Below are 24,486 nucleotides of genomic sequence, written 5' to 3' on the forward strand. Positions count from 1 at the left end.
ATGAAGCATGAAACTTTTAACTATGACCAGTTACACAAGACAAACCCAAACCTTAACAAAATAAAAACAAGCCAATGCGTAAGTATTTATACGCATGGCTTGTTTACCTCAGACTATTCCGAATAATTTCCCGCTCCGCTTTTTTCAAATGCTTTAATGAATTTTCAAAAGAATATGGAAACTTGGCCCTAAGTTTAATCAGCTTTTCAACCTCTCCCATGGAAATAGCTTCCTTAATAGCAGGAACCCACTTCTCTTGAACAATGCCCCAACTTTCTGCCTGAAGAAGCTCGTCTATCAACATATGCTGTTTGGAATTAAAAGTATCATAACTCTCTCCTATCCAACTTTATTTGTTCTAGGACTAACTTCTCCTTAGTCTGTATAAGTTCTTCCTTATCTTCTAATACTTCTATTATCATCGCAGCTCCCATTTTAAATCCGAGCGTATAGGCAGAAGCGGATGAGATAAAGATCTGCAAGTCGGTCAATTCCATGGCTTCTTCGATCATAGTAAAGTCTTCTGGAGATAGCCTTGCTTGTAGGATGTACATATGTTCCAAGAATACCTTATTGTTCTGTGCATATTCAGGATCACCGGAACATATTCGTTCACTTGAACAGATTTTCCGGTAATATAAATCCTCCAAAAGGCTCACCTGTCATCCCTCCCCAATCATCTTTTAATTATCTTAGCGAATTTCTCGCTAAAAATCAATAGCGAATAATTCGCTAGGATATGCTCGCGTTGGAGGTGTTCCAGATGTATCAACGTATCCGTGATTTACGTGAAGATAAAGATTTGACGCAAACTCAAATGGCTGAATATTTGCAATGCAGCCAGCGGATTTATAGTAATTATGAACGTGGTGATGTCGATATTCCCACCGCGATTCTGATTAAGCTGGCAGATTTTCATATGACGAGTACGGACTATTTGCTTAACCAAACAAACCAAAAGAAACCCTACCCCAAAGGTTAAATTAGAATAATGATCATTGCATACAAAAATCCGCAGTTTAGACGGAGACAAAGATCTTAAGCAGCACAAAAACAAGCCCAGTGACGAACCACATGAGCTTGTTTTACGTTAGTACCATCACTTAAAGCTTTCTTAGCGCACCACAACTAACACTACAATAACTCCGAGCAAAATCAGCCAGACAACTGGGTGACCGAAATTTAATCCCCAGCCGACTCCGAACCTTTTCTCGACAATTAGGTTTGGATCTTTGCGATTGAAATAAATCATACCTAATTTCCATTTATCTTCATCATGGACAGGTCTGACATTGGCGCTATCGGCAGATCGCTCCAAGCGGCTTTCGACCTGACCCGCCCAGAACGATAAGGCGAGGGCGTATAGGATGATAAAGGCTATTATGATTAGGATAACGGGGATAGCGAAATTGATGTTAAGCAGAGATATCATATTGAGCTGCCCGACGGCTAACAGGATCACTATTAGGAAGCTGGCTGTAATCATAAAACACGACCAAGCCCGGCGGTAAGTTACGTCTTCTCTAACCTGCTGTTTCTCTCTGCGAATACTCCAATTCTCAAATAGGAACAACAGTATTACGAGCCCTTGAATTAGCGTAGTCATAAACACAGAGGTATACGATTTAGCTGCATAGCGGTCTATGCTCAAACTGCTGTTATAATGAATTGGAAGCTGATCAGGAATCAGATCGTAGTTGCGGAGCACAAATACAATATTAACAACCACAATGACAACATGAATGAAGAACCAATAATTAGACAAGCCAATGTTTCTTTTTTGCAATCCAGTGTCCACTTTCATGATTGATGGTCCTGGAGCAATAGGCAGCGTGGGCAGTACACTTTTCATTTTAAAATGATAGCTAATATTAATGACAAGGGAGATTACGAGCATGGCGAGTGCATAGGTAATAATAATCCAACTGATTTGCTTGGAATGTTCATCACTGTAGATTAGCCATAGGATGCCAACAATGAATAGGATGGTATGTAGAATAGCACTAATCCTGGCATATGACCTCCGCATCTGGCGCAGCGGCTCACTGAGGAATTGTACAGCGCTGACGGTGACTCCGAAACTAATCGTCTTTTTTGTTAAATACGGCATACTCACGATGAGTACAATGGAAGGTACAAATACTAGGATAAATATTATAACAGGCAGTATCGTCATATCATTCACCTCATTCTACATGGATATTATTTCACATAATCCTCGAAAGCGATCTTATACTCTGCATATTTTTCAGGATTACTTTTTTCAAATATTTTCAAAGAAGCAGGTTCCCGAAAATCTATATCATTGACTGAAAAACTGACACTCTTCATATCTCCATTCGCATTATTTTCAGTCTTGTATGGTTGTATTATTCTACCTTCCTGTATCATTTCAATGGCTAACATTTTAGCCCATCCACGCATCACATAAGCAGAGAATGAAATATGATCATAGCTGATAAATTTCCACACTTCTTCTATAGATGACGTCCTATCATATTTTGCGTATTGATTACTTGAATGTATTGCCACAAATCTGTAAGGTGTATTAATAAATACGTCCCTGTATTCAAATGTACTATCGTTGCTGGTCGATGATAATAAGGGTAATTTGAAGTCTTCTCCAAAATATGCACCATCTTTTTTCCCTTCATTGATCGCCTTCATGATTTGATCATCCGTTAGGCTATAGATATATCCGTAACCAGATTTTATTTTCGCTTCTATGACATCTTTATCTAGTAATTTCAATGAATCTTCTGTCATACTTGTTTTAGGTAATTGAGTACTTCCTTTCTCAACTAAATCATATTTAGATAATCCATAAAATATCACAGCATTTATTGCTAATGAAATTGTCAATAATACAAATAGAATCTTAACCTTCATTATATAAGCCACCTTCAACTTTCTTATCATTATAAAGCATCTATAGCTTCTTTAATTTGCGGGATAGATAAACCGTTCGCTTTCAGCTCTTTTATCCAAATAATGCGTGCGACGGTTTCCTCTCTTCTATATCTGCGGGTTAAATTCTCTTCAGCCTGTTCAAAGGGCAGCATACCTTCTTCGGTGTAATGTTTCAGCGTGCTATAACGGGAACCTGTGATTCTTACCAATTCACCTATTGACACATGCTCAGAGGCCAGAATCGCCTCCATGGAACGTTGCCTAGACATGGATACAACTCCTTTACAGTGGGCGCTTCGGAACAAGACGCACACCTTGAATCGGTACTCTCATCATCACATAATGCGGCATCGCATCGTATAACAAATTATCAATCTGGATAGTCGCAATTGAACCTCTCTCAATCACCTTAACCTCATGTCCATAGGACTCTAGTCTTGTAAGGACGGTGTTTAGCCTTTTATTAGAATTATCGAACCAAGCCTCTGTCTCTACAAAGACAGCCTGTGACCGCTCAAGGAAAGGGAAGAAAAAATTAATACTACTGCCCGCATATGTCTTCACAAACAAGGACTTCATTTGCAGGAACTGCTTGATTCCTAACTCAATTCCATGATGGATTTGGATCCGAAACAATGACTTTGCCCATAAGTTACTACGGTATAGATCGTGCATTCTGGTATTGATCTTCTCCAGTTCATTCCGTGAGAAGAAATCATGCATACATCCGCTTTCGCGAAGCAGCCACAGCATGCAAATGATCTCATCTGTTACCGTTCCCTCTTCCAGAATTTCTGCCCGAAGGTTCTCTGTAATGCTTGTATAAACCCCATTATGGCTGCGATAGGCTTTCATTTCAACACCCGCTGAATCGAAATACATGTCGCTCCCTAACAGACTCGGGATTTCTTCCAACACATTCATTGCCTTGAGATAATCTGATATCGCGATTTCAAACTTCTTTAATTTTTTGTTAGACAGCATGGAAGCTTTTTTCAGCCACCATTCCAGATCACCTTGTACCACAGCATGATTATGGAGCAAGGGTAATAGAACAGTTTCCCTGTATAGCGTTGAACTGGACTTTTCAAGAACTTCTTGGCGGAAAGTTAGCCCGTTATCAGCTTGTGTAGAACATCCCTCTAAGTAGGCCTCCAAAATAACCGCCGCAGCCATAGAACGCAAAGACACTTTCTTCGCATTAGTCATGTAAAGACTACTCTGTGCATTTAATGCGACCAACGCAAAGCTTTGTGCTAATTTCAAATCCATCATAGCTATCCACCCCTACCCATGATTTAGATAAGCCGGTTCGTGATTCGTGTGTATGAAGAACTTTTTTGAATTCGTATCACTTACTACTTACTACTTACTACTTATCACTTATCACTTACTACTTACAGTACGCCATTTGCAAAATATTGTCAAGGATGACTCCACGCCTCATTCAACCGAAAAAGTAGGTAAATACAACAAATGCCCCATGGAAAATCCCACAGGGTCAATCAGGAGAACATAATCAATTGCTTCAGCCGACAAGCGTCATTGGTTTCAAGAATGAATAAGCGGACCTGCTTTCGAACGGCTAAGTTTTTTTGTTTGATAGGTTACTCAACGCCACCAAGGGTTGAAAGCTTTTACGTTGATATCTTGCTCTGATAACTTAGTTAGTATTTCATTGAAAGGCTATAAGACACTAATGACTTGACCTCTTCTCGATTAGTATGAATAAATGATCGAACACATTTTAAGTACGCACTAGAGCCTTTAAACATCGAAACCTCCTTTGTGGTGATCGATTGGAAGATCGTGGATCTGCTCCAGCTTCTTAAGCAGCTTATCCCGATTCTTGCTCCCGTGCTCATTTATTGGAGGTATATTGGAAGCGGATAAATTCCTTCGCAGTTGCGTGCTCGCTGCACTAACAAGTGCAGCGGGCCAGCCAGCACACCAGGTATCTGACGCAGCCTCCTCGTCATTTGCATCACGAATTACATTGATATTCTTTATTCTTGATAGGGGTTCTGCACAGTACATTAATAAACGATCTGACATGGCGAGAATGAGCAGTCTTTACGCCGAGGTCAATAGGATCACTCTTTCGGATGTCTCCGTTTTCTTCATAAATCTCAGCGACGAGAAGACCAAATGTATCGATCTGTACATACTCATTGACAACCTTCCCCTCACACTCTTACCTTCAATAGTCTTAATAGCAGGAAAGGGACAAGTTTTTATATATTTAATTATTTTGTCCAAGGTTACTTTCTCCTATTAGAGGTAAACTCAGAAACATTTAACAAATGCAAAAGAAATATCCTGCTTCTTGTAGTATGATTTGATAAAAATCAGCGATAGGAGAATACCTATGGATTCAATTCAGAGCAGCAAAGCTTACACATTAATTACAGGGGCAAGTGGTGGTATCGGGCAAAAGCTAGCTGAAGAATTCGCTAAGAAAAAAGCTAATTTAGTGTGCATTGCAAGAAGGGCAGACGCATTAAAAGCAACCACATTAAGATTGATGGAGTGTTATCCAATTCAGGTATTGTGGCTCTCCATTGATTTGACCGAGAAATAGGATCCCCCTCTTATATATGAATGGTGTAAGGAAAGGAATATCCTAATCGACACAGTTGTAAACAACGCTGGTGCAGGTATGTTTGGAGAGTTCGAACGGCTGGATGTCGACGAGCAAATAAGAATGATAGAGCTTAACATTCATGCTTTGGTGAAAATCACCCATTATTTTCTTCCCGATCTTTTAGAACTTTCTAAAGGTTCCATTCTAAATGTAGCAAGCGTAGCTGCCCTTTATCCCTTGCCTTATTATTGCGTGTATGGTGCACTAAGGCTTTTGTCTAAACTTTCATAGAGGCTTTAAAGTATGAAATGAGACATACACAACTTACAATTAGCTGCGTATGCCCTGGCGATACGGATACGAGCTTCTTCCAGCATGCGGGCAACACAAATAAAAAGAATGCGTTGATGCCGCCCAATTTGGTTGCAAGGTCAGCTGTGAAGGGTCACTCCAACAATAAACCGCTTATTTTCCCAAGTACAATGAAGCTTATCTCACTAATTCCTAAATTTATATTGAAAAAAATCTTATACCGGAGAGTTTCCAAATATATTTTGAAGCCATCTCCGAAGTGTTGATGCATTCTGAATTACTCAATAAATATGAGCTACTCTCAAGTTAACAGCTACTCTTTATCTTCAACATCCTTGAGCTTTCGTCCATCTGATGTTTTCCATTCAGTTAGCCCGTTTGCATGCCCACCTACAACAAATGCTGCAGCGTAAGAGGGACTTCCAAACAATATGTCTCTTGTAAGTACACCATTGTCGTCAATTACAGCACTATTTCGTTTCTCTTTAACTCCTGGTGGGATGGATTCAGAATCAATCATTTCAATGTGACTTCCTGCGAGCACAACAAACCCTTCACTAGTACGTTTACATTGCGCTTCAATAATTTGTCCGCTCTTCTTGCTCTTTCGCTTTAAATATAGTAATAATTCTACAACTTGCACTTCCTCCAATAGTGTAGGTGCTGTAATCTTATTTAAAATTAACGGCTCGAAGACCTTATGCCCCATCGCTCCCATGACAATCTTAGAATATTCAATGAACTCTTCAAGTTCACTCTCCTTTTCTTCAGTTACATGGCCTTGTGTAGGGCTATTACCATTTTTAACCACATAACGTTTTGCTTCAATTGCCTGATTACAAAAGCGATGCTCAAGATAGCTGATTTCGGTTGGGCCGAACGAATCGTTAGATGTTGTAAATACGATGGCCTCAGTCCAATAGTCTTTGACAGGATTGTGCTTGTGCTCTTGCAGCCTGAACAAGATTCCCTCTCCGTTTTTCCTCACACCTGCTTGCCCTACATACACAACCGATTCGCCGGTATCATCAGATAATCCAAACAAAAAATAAACTCCGCTTTGCTTAAGAACTTCAAGTCCTCTACATTTGTCGAGTTCAATACGGGGAATTTTATAGGCAATGCCAGTCCAATTTGCTAGAGTACATTTGATACGTCCGCTAATAGTTCCATCCATAAGAAATAGGTTAATGCTTTTACCACGCGTCTGAATAGTACTCACTCCTTAGTATTAGTCCTCTGATATAGCGTTCCACTATAATAGTCTCAAATCAATTTCCATTACTACATCTTCATTGGCTGAATTAAAGGCTCTGGCAAAACCAGACTTCTCATAAAACTCAATCAATCTCTTGGTTTTATTTTTTCTATCTTTCTCAGCCTCTTCGGTAATCCGTTCTTGTGGAATAACAAAAAGCATTCCATTTCTATCTCTTATCAAATATTCAAATGTATATTTAAGCAAATCAATAGTAAACCCACTACTACTATATTCAGGATGAATCTCTAAATCTTGAACATAAAACAAACTACCACAATCAAAAGGATCATCATAAAGGTCACGTTCCAGTATTTCATCTGCTCTATTACCAATCACCGCATGATCGCCATCTAGAGCATCAAGCCAATAAGCCCAGCTTTCATCAATTCTTTCCTTCCAATCATTTGGAAACTCAGTAATGACCATTTTAGCCATTATGATTTTGTCTTCCTCTTTATCAATCCAATATCTTTCGGAAATTTGTTTTTCTAGTGTTTCGTCTCCTTTACACTCTTCCAGTATCATTTCAAGAGATGAAGTAACTTTAATTGTATGATAAATTGGCCCGGTATCAGCATTGAACTCCATTTCCGGAAAATCATGAAACGTTGCACCTGCTTCATATTCAACCGTTGGATATAAATCAACTTTAATCCTCTGATTCGAATTCTCGATTTCAACAAACACTTTAATCACCTCGGATATTATTTTCAAACGGTATACCCACTACCATCATTTTCATTATTTCTACAAAAATCTATTTTTTTCCTGCAAAATAGAAAAAATCGGAGTGCTAACATCACATCCGGCTCTTCATACATTAATTTTTTTCTATATGTCGATTGCCTTCGCTTAATCCTTGTTTGTTGAATCCTCGCGTTCACCCCCATTCAAGCTGGCACCTCTGCCTTATAACCTCCCGCTCCTCCTTCCGCAAAAAATTCAATGAATACTCAAAAGAATAGGGAAACTTCACCCGGAGCTTCAATAGTTTCTCAACTTCCCCCATTGCTAAAGCTTGTTTTATTGCAGGAACCTATTTCCCCTGAGCATCCCCCAAATTCTCAGCCGCAAGTAGTTCGTCTATCAAGTGATGCGATTTAGTCGGAATCTCATTGATTTTCTTTTCTCCTTTACCCGCTTCATGCTTCTTCATAGTCCTCTCCTTTCCAGCCTTATTTTCAAAAATGTTAATTTCAATTATGTATAAGTTCTTCCTGTGTTCAGATACTTGATTATTAGCACTGCTGTTTTGAATGCTCCAACTTGTACATACTGAGTACTCTATTTCATCATATTAACGAATAATTCGCTAAGATATGCTTGCTTTGGAGGTGCAATCGATGTATCAACGTATCCGTAATCTGCGTGAAGACAAAGATATGACGCAAACACAAATGGGCGAATATTTGCAATGTAGCCAGCGAATTTACAGTAATTATGAACGCGGTGATGTAGATATCCCTACGGCAATTCTGATTAATTTGGCGGATTTTCATCAGACGAGTACGGATTATTTATTAAATAGGACGAATCAGAAGGCTCCTTATCCTAAGAGTTAAAACATCGACTACAGCCTGGGGCAGACCAATAACACTTAGCTCTATCTCACCAATATAAAATAATTCGCAGCAAAACAAGCTCGTGTGATGAGAACAGGACCTTATTTTATTTACATAAAGAAAAACATCTTTTGTGAAACGGTTTAGAATGGGAATGCACTTGAACAATAGAAACAGTCTCTACATATCTAATCCAATCTATCTTCCAACAACTTCTGCCGTTGAATAAAATGGTCATCCTGCACCTGTTTCTCCAGCAATCCAAATTTCGTATTATTCAGAAAAATCGGTTTCGAAAAATCGATGACTTGCATTGTTTTACCCGATGGTGTTAACTCATAGGCTACGGAAAATTCTATGTCCTCCAGATTAAGATCTGAGGATTCGGGTTCTTCATAATTGCTTGAGCATAGTTCACCTTTAATATTCAATTTAGCATTTGCAACCGTCCAATGAAATGTCTCTATAGAAATAGAGTCCCAGTTCATTAGTTCAATCCAGCCGAATCCATTTTCTTGAATTGAAATATAACTATTTCGTCACTTTGCGCTCCAGGTCCATACATACAATCTACTGACCAAATTCCTGTAATTTCAACTTCAACACACCTGGATTAAAGATCCATTTCACCTCACCTCTCCTCCACCACAATATCCCCACACCGCACAATAAGCTCCTGCATCCCCGCTGCTCCTGACAAAAATACATGTACCTCATATCCATCATTAACCCGATACAGCTCTTCATACAGCCAGCTGCTGCCCACAATGTGTTCGTCCTGCCGTACAATCTCAGGTTTAATGAGTGTAATCTGATTCAGATTGGTGAATCCTCCCTGCGTATCCAGCCGGATAACCATATCTTCTGAAGCATTAATCCCGGTGACTGTACAGTCGTGGAAAAGAAATTGGTCTTTGATATCATCGGAGAACTTCCTTCGTACAGTATCCAAGCGTGAATATCCGAATATCGGCAACCTGCTCAACTAATTCTTCCGGCAGCCGTGCGGCCTCCTCAATACAGCTCCAGTCGTGAATCTCCTTGAACTTTTGCTTGCTGCTTATGACGTCAAAAGCTGGCCGGACATCATAGTCTGCAATTAATTTCTTAATCCACAGCCTCTCTTCGGGCGGCATCTGATAGATCAGGATATCTTCTTCTTTGATCTCCTCACCGCCAAATAACTTCCTTGCGGGTACAAGCTCTGCCCCATCTTGCTCCAGCATAAATAGCGGATCTACAACGTAGAAATCGCGCTCTTGCTTTTCATATTCTTTTTCTTTTTTCGCATACAGCCTTGTATACAGTGCTTCGTCACTTGTAGCTGCCCCGCTATGTACACTCTTGCCGAAATGAAGCCCTCTCCGCTGGCACAGCTCATACCACTCTTGTGTCAAATACCTCACCGCTGCTTACTCCCCTTTCCACTATTTCCTAATCATAGACAAATCAGGCCTGCCACCGCAACCACGGTAACAAGCCTATTCTTAGTAAATCCTTCTATTCAAACACATCCTATACTCCCGCATGCTTAAGTTTAATTCCCCGTTAGTCTATGCCAGCCCGTTCAACCAGCTGTTCAGGCTTACGTGTATTCCTGGAATGGCAGTGAATAAGTTCAACTTCTTCCCCGTTCTCGATATAAAAGGCCGGGCCTTCGTGATTCTCCACAGTCACCTGCTGAAACTTTACATCCCGCACGTTGCTAAGATAGAAGCCGCGGTTATTCATACTCTCCATACCGGTCATCATGTCCGGGTGTCCAGGCACCGCATCCTTCGCCATAGAGATATCCACATTACTGAAGGTAACCTCCGAAACATACTGCTCTGCCAGCCCATACAGGAATCCTGCGGAAGCATGTACATTCCGGGCAGTAATATTGGAAAAATGTATGCGCCGGAAGCAAGGCGTCTCTGCTGTCACCGGGTACGGATTCTTGTCCCAGACAGATTTCTCCTTGCCGCGCGGGCCGCAGAAATAATACAGATTCATCGTAAATGGACACAGCACCTGGTCCATGACAATATTGGTAATGCGAATATCTTCAATCGTTCCGCCCCGGCCGCGCCGTGACTTCATGCGGATGCCGCGGTCAGTCTCCTTAAAGATACAGTTGCTAATCACGACATTTCGGATATCTCCGCTCATCTCACTGCCGAGCACCACTGCACCATGTCCATGAGCCATGACACAATTCGTAATCGTAATATTCTCACAAGGAATCCGCTCGTCGGTATCCTCGGTCCCGGCCTTGATAGCAATACAATCATCCCCTACATCAATGCTACAATTGCTGATCCGCACACCGGAGCAGGACTCCGGATTGATACCATCTGTATTCGGGGAATCTGCCGGATTGATGATTGATACATTATCCACGGTGATATTGCTGCATTCAATCGGATGAATTGTCCAGCTTGGTGAGTTGAGCAGTGTGATATCTTTAATCGTTATCCGCGAAGAGCGGTCAAAGCTGATTAGCTTCGGCCGGGGATATTTCAGTCCCTCCCGGTTGTCCCGGAACATATCCCACCAGGCAGCGCCATTCCCTTCAAGGGTTCCGCTGCCTGTAATGGAGATGTTGATCAGATCACTACCATAAATACAGGAAGCATAGACCTGCTGCCGGACGCCTTCCCATCTGGAGGCTACAACCGGATAATCTGCCGGGTCTGTACTGAAGGAAAGAACTGCGCCGGGACTTAAGTGCAGCTCCACATTACTCTTCAGAAGAATGGCTCCGCTCAGAAACCGCCCTGCCGGAATATATACGGTTCCTCCTCCGGCCTGATTCGCTGCCGAAATGGCCTTGCTGATCGCTGAGGTCGCAGGAATTCCGCTGTCCCGCTGCGCCCCAAAGTCTGTAATACTATAACCCTGCAGCATATGATCCTCCCGTTTTCACAGAATGTTGCTTTACTCTTAAATGTTCATATTCCGCACAAGCCTGCAGAAAGGCACCCACACCCTTCTGGTCATTGGTAATGATCGGCTCGCTAATATAATAGGCATAGGTTCCGTCACGCTGACCGGCACCACCGAGACCGGCGACCTGACAGTTTTTGTTCAGATTCACCCAGCCTTCCTTAGTCACAAGCACAAATTCGTCAATGATGCCAGCATAGGCACGATCAAGCACAGCATTCCAGCTGTCGTCTAATACCCCTAACCGGATTCCCTTAGCAATGGTGTACGTAATCATGCTTGAAGCCGATGCTTCCAGATAGTTGCCCTTACGGTCAGATAGATCGACTACCTGATACCAAACGCCTGTTTCGGAATCCTGGAATTTCGCCAGGGCGGTTAACGTATCCCGCAGAATGCGCACCAGTTCAGCGTAATCTGCATGATCCTCCGGCAGTAACTCCAGCACATCGGCAAGCGCCATCAGATACCAGCCCATTGACCTGCCCCAGAAATTAGGGGACAGACCGGTTTCCGAATCACACCACGGCTGTACCCGCTTCTCGTCCCAGGCATGGAACAGCAGCCCCGTATTGGGATCTTTGGTATGCTGCTCGCACACCATAAACTGCTTCGTCACATCCTCTAGCCCCTGCCCCTCTTCAAAGGTCAGCAGATACTGGAGGTAGAACGGTGCACCCATATACAAGCCATCCAGCCAAATCTGATATGGATAGATGTTCTTATGCCAGAAGGCGCCCTCGGATGTCCGGGGATGGGTCCGCAGCTGCTCCCGGAAGGATTCCGCTGCGAGCCTATATTTATCTAAGCCCGTCTCCGCATAGAGCGTGAACAGCAGTTTGCCATTATTAATATGGTCGATATTGTATTCATCCTGCCGGTATCCGCGGACAGTGCCGTCCTCCTGAATGAAATAATCCAGATTGACCGCGATATAATCGAGATACCTGCGTTCACCGGTCTGCTTCCACAGTAGTTCAAAACCCTTCAGCACCACTCCGTAATCGTAAGACCATTTTCCGTGATATCCCAAATCCTCATACAGCCTGGGCAGCCGCTCCATCAGCGATTCCGCCATTCTCACAGCCCAATTCTCTCCCACAGCCTTCACCTTCCTTATGTTATGGATTCTTCAGCGCGTCCAGGCAATGTCTCCGCCAAAGACCGCCTCAAGCGAGAAGTTATCTTTCATATTCTGCTCCAGTTGCTTAGACCAGCTGATTCGCTCGCCGGGAGCCGCTCCCGGTCCAACCGAGCCATACTCGGCATATTGCACGGTATCATTCACACTGGATTTGCCCCAGTCATTCCAGCCTTCCCGGCGGATATGTCCGCCCATCCAGCAATCGATGAAGACAGTCCGGGCATAGTCGCGCCAAGGTCTTCCCAGGTACACGCTATCTGCAGCGGCATCGCTGATCAAGCGGCATTTATGAAAAATAAAACCCGCTTTCTTATCCTCAGGTGTTGCAGCAGCAGATATGAATCCATTAATCTCCATATTCCGGTCGAGACTAATAATTTCACATTCTTCAAAATAAGCCGTGGCTGACCCAAATATAAAGTCCACATCCCCGGCAATCCGGCAATGTTCAAAATAATTGCGTCCGCTTGTATTAAGCTTCTCCTCCTTTGGCTTAGCCAGATACAGTGTATCCTGAGCTGCAAGGAAGGTGCAATTTCGAAATACAGCCTGATCGGCATCCAGATAAAGTGCTACAGCCTGGCCTACTATACTGCCCGGACCCGCTGTATTCTCGAAGATAATATGCTCTACCCGGATGTCATCACCAGTAATGTGTGTGCTGCATGAGGCATTCGTGCCCATAGGGGTACCGTCGCTACCTAGCTTCAGCGCATAATCATCATAGACTAATCTGACCTCGCCTTTGCCGTATAACCGCAAATGCGGTTTATGAATCTGCAGCTTCTCCTTATAAACCCCTGCCTCGATGATCAGGTGTGTCTCTTCCGTCCTGCCCACAGGTATGCTGTTAATTGCAGCTTGAACAGAGGTATAATCGCCACTGCCGCTCTTGCTGACCCGTATGGTTTCCATTGTTAACGCCTCCGCATCATTCCGGCGCAGCTATCGTCAAACCAAGCTCACCCTATAGGGTGAGCTTGCCTGTGACGCGCTGTGCTTAGTTCTGAGTCAGCTTATACGCTGCTTCATATTCTTCGGTAATCTTGCTGCCGCCTGAATCCTTCCAGGTCTGTACCGCTTTTGTGAAATCTGCTTCCGTCGATTGTCCCATGATGTACTTGAACGTAGCATCCGTGATGATCTTCGCAAGCTCTGTACCCTGTTCATTGTTTGTTGCCGAATCCAGCGGAACTGTCGGATCAAGAACGGCGAACTTGTCATTTTCACGGATTAGATCATTCGCCAGCTGCTTCTCAGGATTGGCATCCTTAAGTGAATAAGCAATCTCACTTGGTCTGCTAGAGGAGAAAGGCTGTACATCTGCCTGCCACAGATCTTTATTAAGAACTTTGTAAGCACCACTCTCGTCATATTCGTAATGAGTGCCTTCGATACCACCAGTCATCAGCATGAATGCTTCTTCATCAATCAGATCATTAACGAACTGCAGCAGTCTCTTCAGCTGGGCTTCGGTTTTAACCTCTGATTTCGGGAATGCCATCAGACCGCCGACACCACTGCCTTCAGACCAGATATGGTACTGTCCGTCGCCGTTCGAAATCTTATTCACCGGTACAAGCTCAAGACCTTCCTGAAGATCCTGCGCTAATGTTCTCAGACTCGAGATATCAACCATACCGGTATAGATCCCTGTTTTACCCTGAGCAAACTGCTGCTGCTGGTCGGTTTTGGCGGTAACTGCGAAATCCTGGGCCAAGTAACCGTTCTCATATAGCTTTCTGGAGAAGTTCAAGGTATCGAGATATTCCTGAGTATCGAATTCCGGTGTGAACTTGCCGCTGTCATCCACTTTCCAGCCGTTAGGTGTACCAAAGTAAGAGCTAAGTGTCTTGAAACTGCTATAGCGCAAATCATTTCTGTCCCCGAAGCCTGTTGTATCAGCAATACCGTTACCATCCGGGTCGTCCTCAGTGAAGGCTCTGGCAACTTCGTAGACTTCATCCAGTGTAGTCGGAACCGGCAGACCCAGCTTGTCCAGCCAGTCCTTACGGAAGATTAGCCCGGAGCGGGCCAGGTTCTTCTGGAACGGAACACCATACAGTACGCCTTCAATAGAAGCTGCAGCCCGAATTTCTGGAGCAATCTTGGATAGATTGTCATAATCATCAATGTACGGGCCGACATCCCAGAATAAACCCGATTTCAGGGAGCTTCTGACCGATGAGTTGGTCATCATAGTCAGAGTCACGATATCGGCAAGCTCGCCGGAAGCCAGCGCTGTTGTAATCCGCTCCTCCTTGGATGCATCAGGTACCCAGTTGAAGGTAAGCTTAGTATTCGTATATTCTTCAAGCTTGGATTTGATCGTATTGGTCGGTGGTGAAGCTGTATGCAGGACATTCAGCCATGTGACCTCCAGTGGCGCATTTTCATCAGCTATGGCAGCATTTTTAACTGTTTCTTTGTCTCCTCCGCAAGCAGACAAAACCGTGGTAATTAAGGTAACGCCCGCTAGCATACTGACCCATCTTTTTCTCATAACACTTCTCCTCTAGAATAGTTTTTATCACTGCCTTAATATACGCCGTCTTCGCCCATTTTCTTGGCCAGCTTGTTGGAGGCCATTACGAGGATGAGACCGACTACACCTTTGAATAAGCCTACTGTGGTACTGAAGCTGAGCTGACCATTCTTCAAGCCCGCTGTATAGATATAGGTGTCAAAAATTTCGGCCACTTCGCGGTTGAGCGAGTTGAGCAGCAAATACATATGTTCAAAGCCAAGATCCAGCGTACTGCCGATTTTGAGAATCAGCAAGGTAATAATAACTGGACGGATGGCTGGCAGTGTCACATGCCATGTCTTGCGAAGACGGGCAGCACCGTCCATTTCCGCAGCTTCATACAGCTGAGGGTCTACTACAGTAATTGCTGCCAGATAAATAATCGTAGACCAGCCGATCTCTTTCCAGATGATCTGGCCGATATAAATCGTGCGCAGCCATTCCGGCGAGGTCAGGAAGCTGATTTTTTCGAATCCCATGCTGGCGATCAATTCATTGATTAATCCGCCGTCCAGTGTCATGAATACATAGGTAATCGATACGATGATAACCCATGACATGAAGTGGGGGATGTAAATAATGGTTTGAATCCAGTTTTTCAGATGACGATGTTTAAGTTCATTTAACATAAGAGCTACGATAATCGGCAATGGAAAGAAAATCACAATGTTGAGCGCAAACAGTACAAGTGTATTGCGAAGCAGCATTATAAAGGTAGGTTCAGTGAACAGCCGGATGAAATGCTTGAACCCTACCCATGGGCTGCCCGTGATTCCAAGAAACGGCTGATAATCCTGAAATGCAATGACAAGCCCGCCCATTGGCATGTACTTAAATATGATGAAGTATACCAGTCCGGGCAATATCATCAGATATAAGAGCTTGTATTTCTTTACTGCAGTCAAGAACGCGTTGCCTCTCCTCTTATCCAAATTCAAATTTGATGGTGCGGTGATACTTGAAACTTTCACTTGTCAGCCTCCTTTGGTGATTCGGGGATTACGCTCTCTAGACTAAGGAATCTCCGGCGTTACGTATATAATCATTATGTGATTGCGTACGCTCAGGCCTGTCCGCTGTAGTGTTTGCGCTTTCTTAACCTCGTGTAATGATTACAGTATAAGATAATGATTATATGCTGGTTCAGGTGCATACTCCGGCTGCCAAGCCAATACCTCATGCCCGGATTATATACGTAATCTGTTCCTCTTGTTAAAGTTGAAAGGTAACCGAATACGAGGAGGATATGAAATGAACCACAGCCCACGAAGAAAAGAATCGCTCAGCGGCCAGATATTTACTATTGTAAATGCCGGCATTCTGATTCTGCTCGCACTTGCCTGTCTATTACCTTTTGTAAACATTATCGCCAGCTCCTTCGCAACTACCCAGGAAGTGATTGCGAAAAAGTTCATCCTGTTCCCGACTACCTTTTCACTAGATGCGTACCGCTACATTCTGTCCACACCCACAATCTTCCGGGGTCTGGGCGTATCCGTTGGTGTCACGATTGTAGGTACTATTGTAAGTATGATTCTAACTGCACTGATGGCCTACGGCCTATCCAGAAGATATCTGCCTCTTAGAAACACCATTAACTTCATTGTAGTGTTCTCCATGCTCTTCAGCGGTGGTATGATCCCTACCTTTCTGGTTGTAAAATCAGTCGGCCTCATTAACTCCTACTGGTCCCTTGTCTTCCCGGTGGCAGTCAATGCCTTCAATATGATTATTATGCGTAACTTCTTCCAGGCACTGCCGGACAGCCTTGAAGAGTCGGCCAGAATTGATGGAAGTAATGACTTTGGTATCTTCCTGAAAATCATGCTGCCGCTCGCGCTGCCGTCCATTGCAACCATCTCCCTGTTCTATGGCGTTGCTTACTGGAACACCTATATGAACGCAATTCTGTACATTAATGACTCGGTCAAATGGCCGATTCAGGTGCTTCTGCGCCAGATCGTTATTGTCTCCAGCGGCATGCAGGCTGAAGGAACCTCAGTCGATATTATCCCGCCGGCCCAGACAATCAAGATGGCAGTCATTGTAGTAGCCACTGTGCCAATGCTAATCGCTTATCCTTTTGTACAAAAGCACTTCACCAAAGGTGCCCTGATGGGAGCCGTAAAGGGTTAATCCTTGCCTCAGCTATACTATGTATCGTAATATAGCTTAAACATAAACTTTCATATATTTGTAAAAAGAAGGAGCTTTCCTAAAAGCCATGAAATGGCTGCTTGGAACAGCTCTTTGTTTTGGAGTAGGATCAACGTGAGCACTGGGGTGGACGCTGCGCGAACGGACCGTTGTTCCAATCGCTGTTGTCCCCAGATTTTATTGATTTCCCTTAGCGGTGAAAATCCGGGGACAAAGGCGACCGCTGCCGCTTTTCCGCGGGTCGTTCCGTCCTCTCCGCTGTTTAAGCGGGATACGAAAACACTTTTTTCAACAAACACAAAAAAAGAAATCGCCTTTTTGGTAAAATGGAGGTACCACCCAACCATTTCAAAAGGAGCGATTTCTTTGTACATTCAATAGTCCATGGAGCAACTTTGCTTGCCAATGGATCTATTCGTCTCGTCAAATCGCTAAGGCCGTACGCGAGATCATCCCTTTCATGTGGCTGGCCGGACGGCAACGCTCCGACTTTCGTACGCTGAATCGCTTCCGTTCCCAGCGAATGAGGAGTGTCCTTTCCCTTGCTCATAATCTGCTGAAGCAAGCCACCAATGACCAAAAACGCAGAGCAGCGATCCTCCAATAACGCGAGAATCGCTGCTCTGCTCACTTTTTGTAGCATTAAGAATGAAGAGAACTGTCTTCCACCGTAGAAAACCTACTTTTGGGACAGTCCCTTCTTTATAACCGTCTGTACTATAAAAGAAATGTGATGATTACTATTGTTATATCAGGATTATCTCACTCCCCCTGCTGCAGCTTACGGTAAGTGCCCGGGGTTACCTGCTCCTTCTTGCGGAAGGAACGGATAAAGTTCTGCGGATTATGGTACTGCAGCCGCTCAGCAATCACTCTGATCGTCATATCCGTCTCCGACAGCCACTTCTTGGCCATCTCCAGCCGGTAATTCATTAAGTATTCACTGAATGCCGTACCATATTCCTTCTTGAAGATATTGCTGAGATAATTCGGATTGTAATGAAGCCTCTCTCCAATGCTCTCCAGCGTCAATTCCCGATCGTACTCTGCATCGACGATGGCAGTAATCTTTTCAGACAGGCAACGAAATTGCTTGTTCGTCTTCTCCTTCATGACAGTGGTCATCGGATAGATGACCTCATGCACCAGCAGATGCTCAATCTCTTCAGGATTGCGGATGTCCAGTACACGGTGATACAGCTTGTTGTTGTCCTGAGTCAGCAGGACCTGAATACCAAGCTGCTGCTCCAGCTGAATCAGATTGTTTACCAGCCGTACCAGCATGACTTCAAAGTTGAGTGTACTCTTGTTCTTGCCGATTAACTGGGCCAGGAATGGATATATTGCTTCAGTAACCTGTTCCCTGTCCCCCAGCCGGATGGCATTGAACAGCTCGGATTCCAGCTCAACCGGATAGTGCAGCAGGACAGGGCCGGAGACGACCGTTGAGATATCCTCATAAAAGATAATAGATTCCTTGCCTAGATTGAGGCGCTGATGCAATGCCTGCTTGCCCATCTCACAGGCTTCCTTGCTCTCCAGCAGATTGCCATAGGTCTTGCTGATTCCGATACTGATCGGGACGTTCAGATAATTCCGCACTGCCTTCATCACCGTTCTTGAATACTCCAGCAATTCTTTGTTTAGCTCTGATTCACTCTGTACTTGAAGAGTCAGGATCGTAGCCAAGGTGTCATCGCTCAGGACAATCGGCAGCATCCGCTGCTGCTTCGGAATGACCTCTTCAACCAGCTTATTGACCGCCAGCAGCAGGACATCCTTATTCGTAGTCCCTTGATTACCCAAACTGTCCAATTGAATCAGCATAGCGGCATACCTTAGCTGCCCATTAGGAGCATAGCCGAAGCGCTGAAGATTCTTCTCCAGCTCCTCAGGCTGGACACGGCTTCTGAAGAGGTTCAGCACAAGCTGGGTTTCCAGCTGCGGCATCTCCGCTTCAATCAGGCTCTCCAGCGACTGCTTTTCCGATAGAATGGTGTCAATAGAATCTATAATATACTCGAATTCATTCTTGGAATTGACCGTCGGAACAAGTGATAAGCTCCGTTTGATCCGCTGGATAGGCTTCGTAAAATAGTTAGCGACCATATAAGCCACAACCAATATCAGCAGAACACTCAGCAGCCCCAGCGCATAAAGCCCGAATTTAGTCATTTTCAGCGTGTCGGCAATTTCATCCTCATCTAGCACAGTAAGATAAGTCCAGTTATTGTAGGAAGACTTCGAATATAACAGCTGGAGAGGCCTCCGTCCCCCTGCTTCCAGCTCAACTTTGCCATTCTCTTCACCTGAGGTAGTAGTTCCGTTTAACTCATGCAGCTGTGCTTCGGTGAGAGCAGAGCCTTCCTGACCGGAATCATACAGAAGCTCTCCGGACTTATTAAGGATATAGACATGCGCATCTTCGTCAGTCTTAATAATAGAATCAAGCGTATACTGCGAAATATCAGATAAAGCAATAGCCTGCTTCTTGCTGGAGAAGACCGGCAGTGTATTGACGAACCGGATCCCCTTGTCCGTCTTGACCCAGAAGAGGCTCCGATTCTGATCGTTTATATACTGCGCACGCAGCTGCTCTGCTTCACTATCACTAAGACTTGTCAGCCGCTCATTATTGATCTGCCAATTCTGGTCCAGACTGATCAGGGAATATGTCGTACCCTCCGCCGTCATGGAGGCGATGTAATTCAGTTGGGAATTGACATTACGGTAGGCCGCAAAATCCCGAATAGTGATCGGATTGGTGACTACCTCCTGAAAAGAACTGGTTGTGCTGTAAGTATTAAATGCATACTCAATACTCTGAATCTTATGTTCCAGGTTGTTCTTAATCTGCTCAATATAACTTTGTTTGTTGCTTGAGAACTGTCCGACCACTGACCGTATCGTGCTGATATATATGTAACTGCCGAAGCTAGCTACCAGCCCTACCCCCAGAATGAGTATGGGAATGAAAATCCCGTAAAACATTCTACCTTTTTTCATTGCGCTGCCCCTTTAATTTCTGTTCACTACTTTATTAAGTATAGCGCTTTCATCAAGGGGATTCCATGATAAACATTACTTATAACAACAGGTACCCGCTTCGTTCAGAACTACACCTCCAGCTTCCAGCGATTCTACCTTATACAATGCTCTTCCATCCCCCACAAAAGATGCCCAGTTAAAAAGAAAAAACGGCGCAGTTGCCCGCTGGCAGGTCTACGCCGTATTGATATAATTATCGTTCTAGGGATTATTGCATGCCTTGCATGATAGCATTAATAATGCCTTGCTGTGTTACGGTGTTGTTCGTACGGTTGAACAGTCCGAAGCCATGCTGGCCGTTATAGCCATTGTCCCAATAGATCGGCACTGCGCCGTATTTTTTAGCTGTCGCTGTTACCGCTTTGGCAAAGGCCGCTCGATACACGTTATTGCTGGAATCATATGCAGTTTTGTCAATGGAACCGAACTCACCAATGACTACAGGGTAACCCTGGGCAACAAACTTATTATACATCGATTGGAACTGCGAGTTGAGGTAATCCTCTTGTCCCCAAGTCGATTTTTTGGATGGGTTCGTGGCTGATGCCCCCCATTGCGTAATCGTCCCCGACTCCTCACCTGCAAAATCCCACGGTGAATAGTAATGTGCGGAGATCATAATTCTTTTTTCTGAACTAGGGATTGTGGAGGAGCGATACGTATCCGTTGGCAGAACAAAGCCGTAATTGCCGGCAGTATAGTCGATATTCGTATTCCAGCCCGGAATCAGCAGCCATCTTGCACTATTGTTGCCGCTGGTTTGTCTGACCGTATCCACGAAGATCTGATTGTAAGCATTAAGGTTGGCGTAGTAGGCTGAATTCGGATTACTATAAGAACCGTCAAAAACTTCGTTCATGGACTCAAAGATAAGCCGCTCGTCATAGCCTACAAACTTGTTAGCAATTTGCTGCCACACAAGCTTATACTTCTCTTTGATGGCAGTCTGATTGCCGCCATTCACCAGAAGCCACCCACCTTGAACGGTATTGTACCCATCCCCGTGAACATTAATGACCACATACAAGCCCTCGTTGTAGGCATAGTCTACAACCGTTTTCACACGGTCCAGCCATGCAGTATTAATCGTATACGAGGAAGCGTTTCCAATATAATTCAAGTAAGAAACGGGAATACGAATGGTTTTGAAGCCTGCAGCTTTTACCTTTTTGATCAGCTCCTGAGTAACAACGGGATTGCCCCAGGCCGTCTCGCTCGGCGTACCATTGTTAGCTGCCTCAAGCTGATTCCCCAGATTCCATCCGGCGCCCATCTCACTGACAATTTGCGAAGCCGAAAGTGATCTGAAATCGGATGTAATAGGGGTTGCCGCAGATGCCCGGGTACTCCATCCGGTCAAGGAAACTGAAGCCAGCAGCATAAGAGCTAAACAATACCCCCCGTATTTTTTCATTTTGGCCAGCATGTCAAAACCTCCGTTTATTTTGTGGTTGTGCATCATGCAAACGTTCACAAATTACCAGACTATATGGACTATACGAAGATCCGAATGCCCCCTTTCTGAATTATCTGACTTAGACAAAGGAAATAAACTGATGTTTCTTTCAGAATAACATATATTTGGAAAATTAAGTATAATATATTTCGAGAATTCTATGTCCATTTAAAATAAAAAATAAGCGTTTTCCGCTATGGGCAATTTTGATAAACTTCTGTAACTCATCAGCTGCCAAACTTTGCTTCCCATTGCTCTAACCAGGCTTTATAACTCATAGAATGCACTTCTTCTAACGTTCTTCCATCTAATGACCATACGCCGCCATCCATGGCCTGATCGATTACTGGATAAGAATGTCCGCCTACTGCCTGGTTATCCACGATATAGATCCAAATTGCGGTTCTCCCTTTAGATTTAACAATATTCTCTGGTTTGGCGCTTGTAGATTTCCAGTTATCCAATGGATGGTTTGTTACTATGAACTTCTGTACGTTAACCTCTTTGTCCAGATAAATACCGGGATCTTCGCTTTGCAGTCCCCAGTAATTGGAATACGGTAAATTCATTAACTTTTCTTTTGTTAAAGTGTAGACTTCACTGGAGCCTTCATACGAAGAGACCTTGTAACCCTTAGATTCCAAATAATCTTTTGCCGCATTAGCATCTTGGTCTAATGTTGTGGGGCTTTGCGGAGCAAAACAGCCCGTTAAACTGAATAGCAGCGTCATTAATGTTAAGACAATTCTGACCAAATCGTCCCCTCCTCCATTGATTTCTTCGCAATCTTCTCTATTATTGGGAAAAACCACTTATTGAATTTAACGAAACGAAATCGACTTTTGTTACACGTACGCAGATATATATGGAGTAGGTACTCAGGGATTGGGAGGTTTACCGTACGTAAGAGGAAATACCGGGTGGAATTCACTGGCGCGTTGCTCTATACTATCTGCGGTTATAATCACAGCTGTATAGTTTTGTATGTTAAGTACACCCAATTATAACCGCCGATATAATACGCTTTCAATTTTAACAATTAACAGACCTACACTTCTCGTAAATGAATAAACCATGTTCTTCTTTGATTTTGACATAACCATTTTTTTCATAAAAATAATGATTACTTATACTCCAGTTTGGCGTATCCAACCACCACTTCTGCACCTCAGGGTAATTAGCTTCTATAAGCTTCATAACTTGGTGACCAATTCCCTGGTTTTGATGAATTGGATTAATATAAATCCTGCCCAAATTGTATACTAAGCTATCATTCACATAAACTATCACACCACCAACAATTTCATTAGCCTTTAAAATTTTATAGTAATGAGCCTGTTTCATAAATTCAATTTGCGAATCTATAGAATCGTATCCCTCAGGACCCCCTGGCTCATTATTGTTATACGTTCTCGACTCATCATCAAAACTGTCTCTCTGAATTTCAGCTAATAGTTCAGCATCATCGATATTAGCTTTTTCGACAAAGACCTTCACTTTCACCCTCCTTGGTTAACAGCCCAATGATATCTCCTTAATCGGAAACAATAAATCAAGCTGTAAATCGTCCATTTTACCGCCTTTTTGTACGTAATTATAAAAATTCAACGTTTCTTCAAATCCTTGCCCCGCAACCGTCTCCAGCGATGTCCAGCGCGGAGAATCCCAATCATTATCATATTTATTGCTTGCGTTAACCCATTCCCTCAAAAAACGCCAGTCCTCAAAGTCCCACGTTCTCAACACGTGTGCAGCATATAATCCGCCATCGAACGTTCGTTTGACTAAAGGCGCGGGTACCTCAGTGTCGCCAGGAATGGCTACCCACACCTCATATACATGGGAGGGTTCTCCGATTCCTGCTGCCCCCTTAGAGCAGTCAAAACCAAAACTCCGGGCATCCGGTTTAATTGTTAGCAGTCCGCTCTCTGTTACAAATTGCGTGATCATATCCAGCGCTTTGCCTTCGCAGCCTTCTCCCGTTGCATAAGCAGCAGCCACAGTCATGGGCGGCAGATAGACAATCCGCACATCTTTGTCCGCCAGTTTGTTTAAATTTTCATTTGCCTTGTTTAATTCTTCCATTGACTTTTCCTCCTTGAAGTTGATTTTCGAGACAGTCAAGGAATCCACAACCTCCAGTAAACTTGCATCGTCAGGCAGCGCGAATTTCACACCTCTGAGATTCAGATATTCGACAAAGGCTTTGATGACACTGCGAATGGTGGAGAGCGCGGTGATCTCGTCCTCAATATCCGCAAGGTTACGCTCAAAAGCTTCGATCGCAACACGCGCTTCCGCGCTTTGCAGAATTTCGGCAATCTGTTTGAGCGGAATCCGCAGTTTACGCAGAACGATAATCTGACGCAGACGTGTGATGGCTTCGGCATCATAAGCGCGGTAAGCGGAATCTTCCTTTTTCGCAGGCGTAATCAATCCGATTTGCTCGTAATACCTAAGGGTACGGGTAGATACTGAAAAGTGCTTTGACACCTGACTGATGGTTTGCAGTTCGATGACTATCCCTCCTTCATGAGAGTAAATATACAGGTTTACGCGACGTTAGAGTCAAGAGACCTGGTACCGGAAGCTTATGT

General features: G+C 43.9%; 24 protein-coding genes and 2 pseudogenes. 5 read left to right on the top strand and 21 right to left on the bottom strand.

Annotation, left to right across the window (positions count from 1 at the left end):
* Window positions 1-326: 326 nt before the first annotated feature.
* Window positions 327-659, bottom strand: coding sequence for a DUF6809 family protein (locus tag GC101_RS03830; protein WP_171716132.1), 333 nt, complete (start codon window positions 657-659; stop codon window positions 327-329).
* Window positions 660-763: 104 nt separating this feature from the next.
* On the opposite strand from GC101_RS03830, the gene GC101_RS03835 reads away from it, so the two are divergent.
* Window positions 764-982 carry a helix-turn-helix domain-containing protein gene (locus tag GC101_RS03835; RefSeq protein ID WP_171716133.1) on the top strand — a complete coding sequence of 73 codons (219 nt, stop codon included), beginning with the start codon at window positions 764-766 and terminating at the stop codon, window positions 980-982.
* 132 nt (window positions 983-1,114) lie between these two features.
* Here GC101_RS03835 and GC101_RS03840 read toward each other — a convergent pair whose 3' ends face one another.
* Genes GC101_RS03840 through GC101_RS03855 form a run of 4 tightly spaced genes read right to left on the bottom strand, consistent with a single transcriptional unit; the run spans window position 1,115 to window position 4,185 of the window.
* On the bottom strand, window positions 1,115-2,176 hold the full coding sequence (locus tag GC101_RS03840; protein ID WP_171716134.1) for a DUF5808 domain-containing protein: 1,062 nt from the start codon (window positions 2,174-2,176) through the stop codon (window positions 1,115-1,117).
* 26 nt (window positions 2,177-2,202) lie between these two features.
* Window positions 2,203-2,889: a hypothetical protein gene (locus GC101_RS03845; protein WP_171716135.1), complete on the bottom strand. Its 687-nt coding sequence runs from the start codon at window positions 2,887-2,889 to the stop codon at window positions 2,203-2,205.
* Window positions 2,890-2,918: 29 nt separating this feature from the next.
* On the bottom strand, window positions 2,919-3,179 hold the full coding sequence (locus GC101_RS03850; RefSeq protein WP_171716136.1) for a helix-turn-helix domain-containing protein: 261 nt from the start codon (window positions 3,177-3,179) through the stop codon (window positions 2,919-2,921).
* Window positions 3,180-3,192: 13 nt separating this feature from the next.
* A complete protein-coding gene (locus GC101_RS03855; protein ID WP_171716137.1) occupies window positions 3,193-4,185 on the bottom strand; it encodes a hypothetical protein in 993 nt (330 codons plus the stop codon).
* Window positions 4,186-5,278: 1,093 nt separating this feature from the next.
* Here GC101_RS03855 and GC101_RS35975 point away from each other — a divergent pair.
* Window positions 5,279-5,785 (top strand): annotated as a pseudogene (locus tag GC101_RS35975) (SDR family NAD(P)-dependent oxidoreductase).
* Window positions 5,786-6,119: 334 nt separating this feature from the next.
* Here the strand turns inward: GC101_RS35975 and GC101_RS03870 are convergent.
* Together GC101_RS03870 and GC101_RS03875 are read right to left on the bottom strand one after the other, a co-directional pair.
* A complete protein-coding gene (locus GC101_RS03870) occupies window positions 6,120-7,028 on the bottom strand; it encodes a GIY-YIG nuclease family protein (protein ID WP_343049578.1) in 909 nt (302 codons plus the stop codon).
* A gap of 33 nt (window positions 7,029-7,061) precedes the next feature.
* A complete protein-coding gene (locus tag GC101_RS03875) occupies window positions 7,062-7,754 on the bottom strand; it encodes a hypothetical protein (RefSeq protein ID WP_171716139.1) in 693 nt (230 codons plus the stop codon).
* A 656-nt stretch (window positions 7,755-8,410) separates the two neighbouring features.
* Here GC101_RS03875 and GC101_RS03880 point away from each other — a divergent pair.
* On the top strand, window positions 8,411-8,629 hold the full coding sequence (locus GC101_RS03880) for a helix-turn-helix domain-containing protein (protein WP_171716140.1): 219 nt from the start codon (window positions 8,411-8,413) through the stop codon (window positions 8,627-8,629).
* 188 nt (window positions 8,630-8,817) lie between these two features.
* Here the strand turns inward: GC101_RS03880 and GC101_RS03885 are convergent, their stop codons facing one another.
* From GC101_RS03885 to GC101_RS03915, 8 genes are all read right to left on the bottom strand, one after another.
* The gene (locus GC101_RS03885; RefSeq protein WP_171716141.1) at window positions 8,818-9,117 is read right to left on the bottom strand and encodes a hypothetical protein; all 300 of its coding nucleotides are present in this window, start codon (window positions 9,115-9,117) and stop codon (window positions 8,818-8,820) included.
* A 143-nt stretch (window positions 9,118-9,260) separates the two neighbouring features.
* On the bottom strand, window positions 9,261-9,581 hold the full coding sequence (locus GC101_RS35680; RefSeq protein WP_216626435.1) for a DUF4085 family protein: 321 nt from the start codon (window positions 9,579-9,581) through the stop codon (window positions 9,261-9,263).
* The gene (locus GC101_RS35685; RefSeq protein ID WP_216626436.1) at window positions 9,550-10,035 is read right to left on the bottom strand and encodes a hypothetical protein; all 486 of its coding nucleotides are present in this window, start codon (window positions 10,033-10,035) and stop codon (window positions 9,550-9,552) included. The genes GC101_RS35680 and GC101_RS35685 overlap by 32 nt, the downstream gene beginning before the upstream one ends.
* A gap of 142 nt (window positions 10,036-10,177) precedes the next feature.
* Entirely contained in the window at window positions 10,178-11,515 is a 1,338-nt protein-coding gene (locus tag GC101_RS03895) for a glycoside hydrolase family 28 protein (RefSeq protein ID WP_171716290.1), read from the bottom strand.
* Window positions 11,502-12,635: a glycoside hydrolase family 88 protein gene (locus tag GC101_RS03900; RefSeq protein WP_171716291.1), complete on the bottom strand. Its 1,134-nt coding sequence runs from the start codon at window positions 12,633-12,635 to the stop codon at window positions 11,502-11,504. Before GC101_RS03900 ends, GC101_RS03895 begins: the two co-directional genes overlap by 14 nt.
* Window positions 12,636-12,689: 54 nt before the next feature.
* Entirely contained in the window at window positions 12,690-13,616 is a 927-nt protein-coding gene (locus tag GC101_RS03905) for a pectinesterase family protein (protein ID WP_171716142.1), read from the bottom strand.
* 85 nt (window positions 13,617-13,701) lie between these two features.
* Entirely contained in the window at window positions 13,702-15,204 is a 1,503-nt protein-coding gene (locus tag GC101_RS03910; protein ID WP_171716143.1) for an extracellular solute-binding protein, read from the bottom strand.
* Window positions 15,205-15,239: 35 nt separating this feature from the next.
* A complete protein-coding gene (locus tag GC101_RS03915; RefSeq protein ID WP_343049579.1) occupies window positions 15,240-16,199 on the bottom strand; it encodes an ABC transporter permease in 960 nt (319 codons plus the stop codon).
* A 280-nt stretch (window positions 16,200-16,479) separates the two neighbouring features.
* On the opposite strand from GC101_RS03915, the gene GC101_RS03920 reads away from it, so the two are divergent.
* Window positions 16,480-17,364, top strand: a complete 885-nt coding sequence (locus GC101_RS03920) for a carbohydrate ABC transporter permease (protein WP_171716144.1) — start codon at window positions 16,480-16,482, stop codon at window positions 17,362-17,364.
* Window positions 17,365-17,414: 50 nt separating this feature from the next.
* Here GC101_RS03920 and GC101_RS03925 read toward each other — a convergent pair whose 3' ends face one another.
* Window positions 17,415-17,759, bottom strand: a complete 345-nt coding sequence (locus GC101_RS03925) for a hypothetical protein (RefSeq protein WP_171716145.1) — start codon at window positions 17,757-17,759, stop codon at window positions 17,415-17,417.
* A gap of 29 nt (window positions 17,760-17,788) precedes the next feature.
* On the opposite strand from GC101_RS03925, the pseudogene GC101_RS03930 reads away from it, so the two are divergent.
* Window positions 17,789-17,965, top strand: a pseudogene (locus GC101_RS03930) (transposase); the annotation flags it as partial.
* Between the two features lie 182 nt (window positions 17,966-18,147).
* Here the strand turns inward: GC101_RS03930 and GC101_RS03935 are convergent.
* The 5 genes from GC101_RS03935 to GC101_RS03955 all read right to left on the bottom strand — a co-directional run bounded on the left by GC101_RS03935 (window position 18,148) and on the right by GC101_RS03955 (window position 24,382).
* Complete coding sequence (locus GC101_RS03935) at window positions 18,148-20,391, bottom strand: AraC family transcriptional regulator (RefSeq protein ID WP_171716146.1); 2,244 nt, start codon at window positions 20,389-20,391, stop codon at window positions 18,148-18,150.
* 250 nt (window positions 20,392-20,641) lie between these two features.
* On the bottom strand, window positions 20,642-21,859 hold the full coding sequence (locus tag GC101_RS03940; protein ID WP_171716147.1) for a glycoside hydrolase family 5 protein: 1,218 nt from the start codon (window positions 21,857-21,859) through the stop codon (window positions 20,642-20,644).
* Window positions 21,860-22,116: 257 nt separating this feature from the next.
* Complete coding sequence (locus GC101_RS03945) at window positions 22,117-22,644, bottom strand: hypothetical protein (protein WP_171716148.1); 528 nt, start codon at window positions 22,642-22,644, stop codon at window positions 22,117-22,119.
* Window positions 22,645-22,921: 277 nt separating this feature from the next.
* Window positions 22,922-23,386, bottom strand: a complete 465-nt coding sequence (locus tag GC101_RS03950) for a GNAT family N-acetyltransferase (RefSeq protein WP_171716149.1) — start codon at window positions 23,384-23,386, stop codon at window positions 22,922-22,924.
* A gap of 15 nt (window positions 23,387-23,401) precedes the next feature.
* Complete coding sequence (locus GC101_RS03955; protein ID WP_343049580.1) at window positions 23,402-24,382, bottom strand: MerR family transcriptional regulator; 981 nt, start codon at window positions 24,380-24,382, stop codon at window positions 23,402-23,404.
* Window positions 24,383-24,486 lie beyond the last annotated feature (104 nt).

Origin of the sequence: Paenibacillus phytohabitans, from assembly GCF_013141775.1 — a bacterium.
Lineage (GTDB): Bacteria > Bacillota > Bacilli > Paenibacillales > Paenibacillaceae > Paenibacillus_AQ > Paenibacillus_AQ phytohabitans.

Excerpts from the sequence above, each read along its gene's own strand:
- GC101_RS03850 (WP_171716136.1), bottom strand. The coding sequence starts at position 3,179 with ATGTCTAGGCAACGTTCCATGGAGGCGATTCTGGCCTCTGAGCATGTG.
- GC101_RS03940 (WP_171716147.1), bottom strand. The coding sequence starts at position 21,859 with ATGCTGGCCAAAATGAAAAAATACGGGGGGTATTGTTTAGCTCTTATG.
- GC101_RS03840 (WP_171716134.1), bottom strand. The coding sequence starts at position 2,176 with ATGACGATACTGCCTGTTATAATATTTATCCTAGTATTTGTACCTTCC.
- GC101_RS03910 (WP_171716143.1), bottom strand. The coding sequence starts at position 15,204 with ATGAGAAAAAGATGGGTCAGTATGCTAGCGGGCGTTACCTTAATTACC.
- GC101_RS03900 (WP_171716291.1), bottom strand. The coding sequence starts at position 12,635 with ATGGCGGAATCGCTGATGGAGCGGCTGCCCAGGCTGTATGAGGATTTG.
- GC101_RS03845 (WP_171716135.1), bottom strand. The coding sequence starts at position 2,889 with ATGAAGGTTAAGATTCTATTTGTATTATTGACAATTTCATTAGCAATA.
- GC101_RS03920 (WP_171716144.1), top strand. The coding sequence starts at position 16,480 with ATGAACCACAGCCCACGAAGAAAAGAATCGCTCAGCGGCCAGATATTT.
- GC101_RS03880 (WP_171716140.1), top strand. The coding sequence starts at position 8,411 with ATGTATCAACGTATCCGTAATCTGCGTGAAGACAAAGATATGACGCAA.
- GC101_RS03905 (WP_171716142.1), bottom strand. The coding sequence starts at position 13,616 with ATGGAAACCATACGGGTCAGCAAGAGCGGCAGTGGCGATTATACCTCT.
- GC101_RS03855 (WP_171716137.1), bottom strand. The coding sequence starts at position 4,185 with ATGATGGATTTGAAATTAGCACAAAGCTTTGCGTTGGTCGCATTAAAT.
- GC101_RS03925 (WP_171716145.1), bottom strand. The coding sequence starts at position 17,759 with ATGTACAAAGAAATCGCTCCTTTTGAAATGGTTGGGTGGTACCTCCAT.
- GC101_RS03935 (WP_171716146.1), bottom strand. The coding sequence starts at position 20,391 with ATGAAAAAAGGTAGAATGTTTTACGGGATTTTCATTCCCATACTCATT.
- GC101_RS03885 (WP_171716141.1), bottom strand. The coding sequence starts at position 9,117 with ATGAACTGGGACTCTATTTCTATAGAGACATTTCATTGGACGGTTGCA.
- GC101_RS03835 (WP_171716133.1), top strand. The coding sequence starts at position 764 with ATGTATCAACGTATCCGTGATTTACGTGAAGATAAAGATTTGACGCAA.